9 protein-coding genes and 1 tRNA gene are annotated in these 9,278 nt (G+C 53.1%); 3 read left to right on the top strand and 7 right to left on the bottom strand.

Annotation, left to right across the window (positions count from 1 at the left end):
* Positions 1–122: 122 nt before the first annotated feature.
* On the top strand, positions 123–620 hold the full coding sequence (gene hfq, locus QE270_RS01615) for an RNA chaperone Hfq (protein WP_300034199.1): 498 nt from the start codon (positions 123–125) through the stop codon (positions 618–620).
* On the top strand, positions 617–1,942 hold the full coding sequence (gene hflX, locus QE270_RS01620; protein ID WP_300034183.1) for a GTPase HflX: 1,326 nt from the start codon (positions 617–619) through the stop codon (positions 1,940–1,942). The genes hfq and hflX overlap by 4 nt, the downstream gene beginning before the upstream one ends.
* An 8-nt stretch (positions 1,943–1,950) precedes the next feature.
* On the opposite strand, the gene mazG is transcribed toward hflX, so the two are convergent.
* The 7 genes from mazG to QE270_RS01655 form a co-directional block, all read right to left on the bottom strand.
* Positions 1,951–2,715 carry a nucleoside triphosphate pyrophosphohydrolase gene (gene mazG / locus QE270_RS01625; RefSeq protein ID WP_300034185.1) on the bottom strand — a complete coding sequence of 255 codons (765 nt, stop codon included), beginning with the start codon at positions 2,713–2,715 and terminating at the stop codon, positions 1,951–1,953.
* A 93-nt stretch (positions 2,716–2,808) separates the two neighbouring features.
* Complete coding sequence (locus QE270_RS01630) at positions 2,809–3,411, bottom strand: TIGR02281 family clan AA aspartic protease (RefSeq protein ID WP_300034187.1); 603 nt, start codon at positions 3,409–3,411, stop codon at positions 2,809–2,811.
* A complete protein-coding gene (locus QE270_RS01635; RefSeq protein ID WP_300034189.1) occupies positions 3,408–4,184 on the bottom strand; it encodes a TatD family hydrolase in 777 nt (258 codons plus the stop codon). Before QE270_RS01635 ends, QE270_RS01630 begins: the two co-directional genes overlap by 4 nt.
* The gene (metG, locus tag QE270_RS01640) at positions 4,184–5,752 is read right to left on the bottom strand and encodes a methionine--tRNA ligase (protein ID WP_300034191.1); all 1,569 of its coding nucleotides are present in this window, start codon (positions 5,750–5,752) and stop codon (positions 4,184–4,186) included. The genes QE270_RS01635 and metG overlap by 1 nt, the downstream gene beginning before the upstream one ends.
* 18 nt (positions 5,753–5,770) lie before the next feature.
* Positions 5,771–6,736, bottom strand: a complete 966-nt coding sequence (locus QE270_RS01645) for a DNA polymerase III subunit delta' (protein WP_300034193.1) — start codon at positions 6,734–6,736, stop codon at positions 5,771–5,773.
* Positions 6,733–7,368: a dTMP kinase gene (gene tmk, locus QE270_RS01650; protein ID WP_300034195.1), complete on the bottom strand. Its 636-nt coding sequence runs from the start codon at positions 7,366–7,368 to the stop codon at positions 6,733–6,735. Before tmk ends, QE270_RS01645 begins: the two co-directional genes overlap by 4 nt.
* Before the next feature lie 163 nt (positions 7,369–7,531).
* Positions 7,532–8,647: a lytic transglycosylase domain-containing protein gene (locus tag QE270_RS01655; protein ID WP_300034197.1), complete on the bottom strand. Its 1,116-nt coding sequence runs from the start codon at positions 8,645–8,647 to the stop codon at positions 7,532–7,534.
* A gap of 142 nt (positions 8,648–8,789) precedes the next feature.
* On the opposite strand from QE270_RS01655, the gene QE270_RS01660 reads away from it, so the two are divergent.
* A tRNA-Ser gene (locus QE270_RS01660) sits at positions 8,790–8,879 on the top strand.
* Positions 8,880–9,278 lie beyond the last annotated feature (399 nt).

Raw genomic sequence — 9,278 nt, forward strand, 5'->3', positions numbered from 1 at the left:
CGTTTGAGTACAATTGCGGAATCGATGTCATTCGTGTATCGCTAAGGCCGCTTTTTCATCCGGCTGTTTGGCGGACCTTCAGTCTGAAAAGGCTTAACAATAAATATAATCGGACACTCATAATGACTGTAAAAAATAACGGACTTCAAGACCTCTTTCTGAACTCCCTCAGAAAATCGAAAACACCCGTGACCATGTTTTTGGTCAAAGGGGTCAAACTTCAAGGCGTTGTAACGTGGTTTGATAATTTTTCGGTGCTTTTGCGCCGCGATGGTATGTCGCAGCTCGTTTATAAGCATTCCATTTCCACAATTATGCCATCTACGTCCCCTGACAGGGCGTTGTTTGATGAAATGATGTCGCGCACAAGCCACCGGCCTGGCGCGTTGCAGGGCGTCTTTCTCCACGCCATGTGCGACAAGAGCGAGTCAGTCACCACGTTTCTGGTGAATGGCGTTATGCTCCAAGGCGCGATTGCTGCCTATGATCTTTTTTCGGTCATGCTGGAACGGGATGGGACGACGCAGCTTGTATACAAGCATGCTATATCTACTATCCAGCCAGCCCATCCGGTTAACCTTGCAGAATATAATCAAGGCGTCGACGAGAGCGATATTTGAGCGGGTTTGAACGCAGCGAAACGGACGAGTTCGCGCGTGGCGCGCGTGCTTTGGTCGTTTACCCAGAGCTGCCTGGAAAAGCCCCTGTAGGGCCTGAGTCGCGTCTTGCCGAGGCTGAGGGTCTTGCACTTGCGATTGGTTTGAATGTCGTGCGCAAGAAACATTATCGCGTTCGTTCGCCGCGCGCGGTAACCTTGCTCGGCGGCGGGCAGGTTGAAGAAATCGCAGAAATGGGTCGCGAATTGGAAGCAGACCTTCTGATTGTAGACGCATCTTTAACCGCAATTCAGCAACGAAACCTTGAAGAACGGACGGGCCTAAAGACGATTGACCGGACTGGGCTAATTCTTGAGATTTTCGGCGAGCGCGCTGCCACTGCCGAAGGACGGTTGCAGGTGGAGTTGGCACATCTTGATTATCAGGCTGGGCGTTTGGTGCGCAGTTGGACCCATTTGGAACGTCAGCGTGGGGGCTTTGGCTTTCTTGGCGGTCCTGGTGAAACGCAGATTGAAGCTGACCGTCGCATGATCCGCGACCGCATGGCGCGGTTGCGGCGTGAGTTGGAAGAGGTCAAGAGAACACGTTCGCTGCATCGCGCTCGGCGCAAACGCGCGCCTTGGCCAGTCATTGCGTTGGTCGGATATACCAACGCGGGTAAATCGACATTTTTTAATAAACTGACGCGCGCAACCGTGTTGGCAGAAGACATGTTGTTTGCGACATTGGACCCGACCATGCGGCAAATTGCACTGCCAGGCGTCGAAAAGGCGATCCTATCTGACACTGTTGGCTTTGTCTCGGATCTTCCAACGCAATTGATCGCGGCCTTCCGTGCGACACTGGAAGAAGTGATCTCGGCAGACATCGTGGTCCATGTTCGCGATATTTCGCATCCCGAAACGGATGCACAGCGTGACGATGTGCTGCAGATCCTTCGCGATCTTGGTGTGATTGATGATGCTGATGCTGGGAATCAGCCGCGCATGGTTGAGCTATGGAATAAGATGGACCTTTTGGAAGGCGATCGTCTTGACGAATTGTCTGGCATATCCCGGCGCGATGATACCGTGCTTATGATTTCTGCCGAGACAGGAGAGGGTGTCGACGCGTTCAAAGCGCATTTGTCGGCGCTAATTGCCAAGGGCAATGACGTTCGGATTGTGAAACTTCGGGCTGACGATGGTGCCGCAATAGCTTGGTTACATGGGCGAGGGACCGTGACGCACCAGATAGTTGATGGTGAATCTGTATCCGTGGACGTGTCGTTAAGTAGGCAGCTGTGGGGACAGTTTGATAAGCAGTTCACGCAAGTAAAAGTTTAGAAAAGGCGCTATTTAGGCTCCTTCGCTTTTGCTTGCCGCCAGAGTTCCTCTTTGGCGTCCAGCGAGAGCCCGGAAAACGTCTCACGCGCAGACGCTTCCATGTCGCGAAAACGCCGATCAAATTTGGCAGTAGCCGATTTTAGAGCGTGCTCGGCGTCAACTTTGTGAAAGCGCGCAAAATTGACCACCGCAAAAAGCAGGTCTCCGATTTCTTCAGTGATATGCTCTACCGAAGTGGCGCTATCAACTTCTTGTAATTCTTCAATGATTTTATCTCGCGCGCCGGACTGATCCGGCCAATCAAAGCCAGTACGCGCAGCGCGCTTCTGTATTTTTTGTGCGCGCAACAATGCGGGAAGGGCGAGGGCGACACCCGCTAGGGCGCTGGTGTCTTCATAACCACTACGTTCAGCGGCTTTTATACTCTCCCATGCTTCCGGGACAGCCTCGTTCCCGTTAACTTTGTCGCCAAAGACATGCGGGTGCCGCCGGATCATTTTATCGCAGATACCGCTGACGACGTCTTGCAAACCAAATGCTCCAAGTTCTGACGCCATCTGGCTATGGAACACGACTTGAAGCAGCAGGTCTCCCAATTCGTCCTTTAATCCATCAAGGTCATTGCGTTCGATCGCGTCGGCGACTTCATAGGCTTCCTCAATGGTATAAGGCGCAATGGTAGAAAAATCCTGCTCAAGATCCCAAGGACAGCCGTTTTTAGGATCACGCAGTTGCGCCATGATGTCAGTGAGAGGGGTTATATCGTTGCGCATCTGTGAGCCTGCATCATTAAGTTCGATAATATATATTATGTTAATTAATATATATTATTAAGTTTGAGTTAAAGCCGAATGCAGTCCTGAGCATCACGGTTGCAGGACCATCACATTGCCTTCAACCTTCCAACTGTTCATAAATTCGAGGAAATTCATACCAAGTACATTTGTACCACCAAAATTTTCAGATACCACCACCCGATGATTTGCTATCACATGCGGTCCTATTTTTAGCGATCTTATCGTGCCACGCTTGGCCGCGACAAGGCCGTTAGCTGTGCCTAACATGACTGGATAGCCGGCTGTTTCAACCTCAACCTGTGCGTCTTTGGCAGTGTTCGCGTTCATGGCGGTCAATGTGGCGCCGCTATCGATCATGAAGCGCACTGGCGTGCCATTCACCTTGACCTGGAGCCAATAATGGCCATCGTCTTGTCGCCGCAATGCAATGGCTTCACTGGTGATGCTTTGTCCTGCTGTGCCCGAAATATCGGCTTTGACGCGTTCCCAGATACGGATGAATTCATACCGAAAGCTGAAAACAGCAAACAAAGCCGCAAAAATCGCTATCCAAGACAGCCCCGCCTTGGCGACATAACGCAGCGGTAGACGCCGGGCCGCGAGTGAGCTGATTAACAGCAATATGCACACGACGCCCCAAATCAACGATGGGCTGTCCTCGATGAAGTTCATCGTATCGCCTTAGAAAACAGATTGTAGAAATTGTCTGAAGTTTGCTGCGCAAGGATTTCGGGCGCCACGCCACGTAACTGGGCGACAAAGCGCGCGGTGTCAGCCACAAAGGCTGGTTCGCCTGTCCTTCCGCGATGTGGAATTGGCGCCAAAAATGGCGCGTCGGTTTCAACCAGCAAACGGTCTTCTGGAAGCCATTTGGCGACGTCTTGAAGGTCCTGTGCGTTTTTGAACGTCACAATTCCTGATAGCGATATGTACAGGCCAAGATCCAAGGCTATTCGGGCAAATGCGGCACTGGCGGTGAAACAATGAATGACCCCGGTGAAAGCCCCTTCCCGCATCTCTTTGGTCAATATCGCGGCTGTATCAGCCTCTGCATCGCGTGTGTGAATAATGATAGGCAGGCCCGTTTCGCGCGAAGCCTTGATATGTTCGCGAAAGCCAGTGCACTGCTGGGCGCGGTCGCTTTTGTCATAATAATAATCCAGACCCGTTTCGCCTACGGCAACAACACGCGGATGCGCTGACTTTTCAACCAGCTTTGCACAATCCATACCAACATGTTGGTCGGCCTCATGTGGATGAATACCAACGGAAGCCCACACATCACTCTCCTGCTCGGCTAATCCGATGACGTCATCCCACTCACACTCCCGCGTGGAAATGTTGAGCATAGCAGACACACCACTTTCCCGGGCCCGCGCAAGAACATCGACTTGCTGTTCAACCAAGCCCTTATAATTGAGGTGGCAGTGGGAATCGACGAACATCAGGCAGCTACCCCCTCCTCCGCCGGCAATTCTAGCCGCGGGAAAAGGCCTATAGGCTGGGCAATCTGGAAGCCGCTTTCGGCCAGTTGTGCATACCAATGCGTTCCAGCGTCCGCAAAATTGCGAGCTTCATTGGGCACGCCCATTTGATCAAGCAACTTGGTTGCGGACCCTGGAATAATCGGCAGCGCGGCAATGGCAAGCTGCGCGATACACATGAACAACGTTGCCAATACGGTTTCCATCCGTTCGGGATCGGTCTTTTTCAGAGCCCAGGGCGCTTGTACGTCGACATAAGCGTTACAGGCAAACACCGCCTGCATCCAAGCCTCTAAAGCCTGTGACATCGCCAAGTCTTCGAAATGCGCTGGAATTTGTTTTGAAACCGCGTTCCCGATCAATTCTAGCAAGGCGTTATCGTCGTCATGATGCCCGCCATTAGCCGGAAGACGACCCTCGCAGTTTTTGAAGATGAGCGACAATGTCCGTTGCGCAAGATTGCCAAAGCTGTTGGCAAGGTCTGCATTTACGCGGGTGACAATGGCTTCGGGGCTATAGCTGCCGTCTTGGCCAAAGCTGACTTCGCGCAACAAGAAGTACCGCAACGCGTCGACACCAAAAAGTTGGGCAAGCTCAATCGGGTCGACGACATTGCCCAATGACTTGGACATTTTTTCACCGCGAGAGAGCAAGAAACCATGACCGAAAACCATTTTTGGTAAGGGTAAACCCGCAGACATCAGAAACGCTGGCCAATAGACGGTGTGGAAACGCACAATGTCTTTGCCGATGATATGGACGCTGGCGGGCCAGAATTTGCGCCATTCTTCGGTCTCGTTGGGAAAACCAATCGCCGAAATATAGGTCGTCAGCGCATCGAGCCACACATACATGACATGGTTTTCGCTGCCCGGAACCTTGACGCCCCAATCAAAGCTGGTGCGCGATACCGACAAGTCCTTCAATCCGCCTTCAACAAATTTGACGGTTTCATTTTTGCGGCTGTCCGGGCGGATAAAATCGGGGTTCGCAGCGTAATATTCCAGCAATGGCTGCTCATATTTGGACAGCCGAAAAAACCAGCTTTCCTCAACGGTCCATTCGACCGGCGTTCCTTGGGGTGAGAGCTTCTGCCCCTCTTCCCCGTCGGTCAGCTCGCTTTCGTCATAATAAGCCTCGTCGCGGACAGAATACCAGCCTTCATACCTGTCTAAATACAGATCGCCACTCGCCTCCAGGCGTTTCCAGATGGCTTGACTTGCTGTGTGATGATTTTCGGCCGTTGTACGGCAAAAATGATCGTATGAAATATCAAGAGTTTTGCACATTTGTTTGAAATATAATGACATTTCATCTGCAAGATCGCGCGTAGCCTTCCCCGCGGCGCGTGCGGTCTGATCCATTTTTAAGCCATGTTCGTCGGTACCCGTAACGAAGCAGACTTCACGGCCATTCAAACGCTGAAACCGCGCAATCGCGTCAGTTGCAATAGCCTCATAAGCGTGGCCGATATGCGGCTTTCCATTGGGATAAGCGATGGCAGTGGTGATGTAGAAAGGTTGGGACATAATTACTCTTACTGAAGGCTAATTTCGCGCTTTATGCGCTTGTATCGATGCCAGCAAGCTTCCCATTTGGAACACGACGCTTTGCTTATCGAGACTTAGCGCTATCGCGCGCGCAGCAAGGCTGCTCGCGGCTTCCCATGCGGCAACGCCGTTGCTCACCTGTGTGGCATCAAGTGTGCGGGTGTATTCTGCGATTAAAGCAGGCGCTCGGCGCAAGAACGCCTCATACCGCGGCTGTGCTGCCTTCAGCGCTAGCTTGTCTGACAAGCCACTTCGAATCCCGTTGTCTCGGTCACCAGTGTGCAGAATTGACGTCATGGCGTCTTCAATTTCTTTGAGGTCAAGCCCGAGAAAATCCAGCGATTGGCCCGGCGTCCCATTGCCCAAACGGATAAGCGCATTAATCTCTGTCGCGCTGACCTCTGGAGCGGCCTGTTGCAAAGCATGGGCCATGTCGCTGTCAGAAAGGGCTTCAAACCGCAAAATCTGGCACCGTGAGCGGATAGTTGGCAAAAGCCTATCGCTCGCATGGCTGATCAGGAAAAAGAAGGTGCCAACAGGCGGCTCCTCAAGCGACTTCAGCAACGCATTGGCCCCGCCGCGTTCCAGGTCATCGGCCGCGTCTATGATGATTGCGCGCCGGTCACTAAGTCCGGGCCGCGTGGTGAGCGATTGCTGCAGACTGCGGATTTGATCTAAGGTTATGCTACGTTTGAACTCGGTTGCATCACCGATGTCCTCATCATCTTTCAAGGCCTCTTTCGGAAGGCGTTTCACCGACAAAATATCAGGATGTGATCCCCGTGCGATCATGTTGCTATAAGCATTTTTCGGATCAACCAATAGCGCCGCTGCCCGCAGTGCAAACGCGGATTTTCCAAGCCCTCTTGGTCCAGCCAAAATCCAGCCATGGTGGGTCTTGCCACTTAAGTAAGCGGTTGCAAATTGCCGCCACGCCTTATCATGCCCTACATAGTGGTTCATGCAGGTTCCAGCAGATCGCTGATTTCGGCCAGCAAACGCATAGTAACTTGGTCCGGCGCGCCCGATGCATCGACAAGCCGAACGCGTTGCTCACTCACGGCAAAGCTCAAAAACGCTATGTCAACGTCGGCGTGGAAGGTTTCGACGCGGCCCTGAATGCGGTCAGGTTGGTTCTGGTCGCGCGTAGCGGCGCGGTTGGCGGCTTCTTTGGAATCAAGCCGCAACACTAAAGTCCGGTCGGGTAACATACCCCGGCTGCCGATGTGGTGCAGCGCCATAATATCAGCATCCGACAGGCCAGAGCCGGCACCCTGATAGGCGCGGCTGCTGTCGATAAAGCGGTCCGATATAACCCATTTTCCGCTGGCCAGTGCGGGTTCGATCAACCGTTCAACATGGTCACTTCGGGCCGCAGCGAATAATAATGCCTCTGCGCGTGGCAACCACCGTTCTGCACTGCCGCCAAGCAACAATTGTCGGATAGTCTCCGAGCCCTCCGTGCCGCCCGGCTCGCGGGTCAATACAACCTCAAAGCCCTTTTGTTCAATGAATGCGGCTAGCGCGGCGATTTGGGTCGATTTGCCAACCCCTTCACCGCCCTCGATTGATATAAATCGGCCACGGGCGGTCACAGGCTTACCCTGTGTTGCTGGCCGCTCAATGTGTCCGCTAAATGGCGCATAAATTCTTCTGTTCCGTGATCAAATGGTGCAAATGGCAGAACCGCTTGCCTTTGCAATATGATAGGCGATTTTAACCGCCGCGTATAGCGGTCTGCTGGCATTGGTCGGAACACTAATTGCGCAGCTGGTCAGCCAACAACCCTACCGAAAGCGCGTAAAAATTCGAACAGTTATAGTCCAATATAACGCGGTAATTTCCGCCCAGAAGATAGCCAGTTTTGCCGGCGCCATCGGGTTCAAGTAACGTGGCCATCATGCTGTCCTTTGGCCACGACCCGCTCTGGGGCGATATCCCCAGCTGACGCCATTCAGCAATGGTGCGCCACTGGCTGTGTCGGCCAAAAACGCGGGGGCATCGCGGCGGTGACATGCGTGACCCCAATTTGTCACGGTTTAAGATCACTGGAACATTGACGGCAAAGCCCCATTCCTCGCCGCGCCGCCAGCCAGCATTGACGAAATAATTGGCGATAGACATCATGGCGTCGACTTCGCTGCGCCAGATGTCGGCATAGCCGTCACCATCGCCATCGCGGGCGAGCCGCAAATACACCGAAGGCAGAAACTGGGGCTTGCCCAGTGCCCCTGCCCAGCTTCCCGTAATCGCATATTGTGGCACACCTCGGTCAATCATCTTAAGGACCGCAACCAACTCCGCCTCGAACAACGGCCGTCTGCGCCCCTCATAGGCAAGTGACGCTAAAGCCTCGGGCGCGTTAAAGTTGCCCGTCACCGCGCCATAACTGGTCTCATGGCCATAAATGGCAATCATGATTTCTTCCGGCACGCCGGTTTCTTTCTCAATCCGCTCCAGCAACGGCCGAAGCTCTGCATATTTAAAGCGGCCTCTTCCAATGCGCGACGCATCCACATGGGTTGCTTTATAGGGTGCAAAGTTCGGCACCGGCGCGTTGGATGCGCTTTCTGGTTGCTGCTTGTCCAGGCGGACCACGGTTCGGTTAAAGCTCAGCGATGGCAGCACGTGGTCAAGCGTTGCAGTGGAAACGCCTTCGCCCAACGCCCGCTGCCGCACCTGCAACAGATACGCCCGAAAACCAGCTTCATGGACGTTTGTGCGGGCAATGGGTGCGGACACGGGCGACGGCGTGGGCGGTATCGCCGCATCTTGCGCCAACACATTTGGGCTAAGCATCAATACGCTGGCGCTCATCGCCAAAGCTGTCAGTATATTTCTATGTGCGCGCATGCGGTGACCTGTCTTCTGCATGGCTGCATATTGGCACAACGAACAAGGCCTGTGAATTGCTTTGATCCCGTCGAGCGCCCATTTCATCGTGTGCTGTGGGGCAACAGCGCGTCATCTAAGCTTGCCATCGCAAACCGCACTGGCTAGGGGACGCTTCGTAAGCGGACAGGTGGCCGAGTGGTTTAAGGCAACGGTCTTGAAAACCGTCGTGGGTGGAAGCTCACCGTGGGTTCGAATCCCACCCTGTCCGCCAGATGTATCGGTATTCAGGGAAAAACTTCCCAAAAATGCCGCAGTTACCATAAACGTTCCCCGATAAAGGTGTCACTTCAAGGTGACTAGCTGACTAACGTTGGTGGGTATTTTAGGTCCGCGTTGCTGTATTTGTAATTAAAATATTTGCTGCGATGGTGTGATTTACCCCCCGGGGGGGGTAGGGCCGAGCGCTGCGTGATTGTCACGGGCTGCCTTTGCACGAAATTTTTTTGATTTGGGAGACCCTGCTTGATCGATCTTAAGCAAACACAATTGCTCCTCCAAAGAAACGTGGTACATTTCCATTTAGGCAGGAGATGCGGTATGAAACACACCATAAAATCAGTCGTTCTTGGACTTTCGCTTATTTTAGCGAATGGCAGCATTGTTTATGCGC

The organism is Sphingorhabdus sp. (assembly GCF_029865925.1).
Taxonomy (GTDB): domain Bacteria; phylum Pseudomonadota; class Alphaproteobacteria; order Sphingomonadales; family Sphingomonadaceae; genus Sphingorhabdus_B.

Coding starts and splice junctions, on each gene's coding strand:
- metG (WP_300034191.1), bottom strand. CDS start 5,752: ATGTCCCAACCTTTCTACATCACCACTGCCATCGCTTATCCCAATGGA.
- QE270_RS01630 (WP_300034187.1), bottom strand. CDS start 3,411: ATGAACTTCATCGAGGACAGCCCATCGTTGATTTGGGGCGTCGTGTGC.
- QE270_RS01655 (WP_300034197.1), bottom strand. CDS start 8,647: ATGCAGAAGACAGGTCACCGCATGCGCGCACATAGAAATATACTGACA.
- hfq (WP_300034199.1), top strand. CDS start 123: ATGACTGTAAAAAATAACGGACTTCAAGACCTCTTTCTGAACTCCCTC.
- QE270_RS01635 (WP_300034189.1), bottom strand. CDS start 4,184: ATGTTCGTCGATTCCCACTGCCACCTCAATTATAAGGGCTTGGTTGAA.
- mazG (WP_300034185.1), bottom strand. CDS start 2,715: ATGCGCAACGATATAACCCCTCTCACTGACATCATGGCGCAACTGCGT.
- QE270_RS01645 (WP_300034193.1), bottom strand. CDS start 6,736: ATGAACCACTATGTAGGGCATGATAAGGCGTGGCGGCAATTTGCAACC.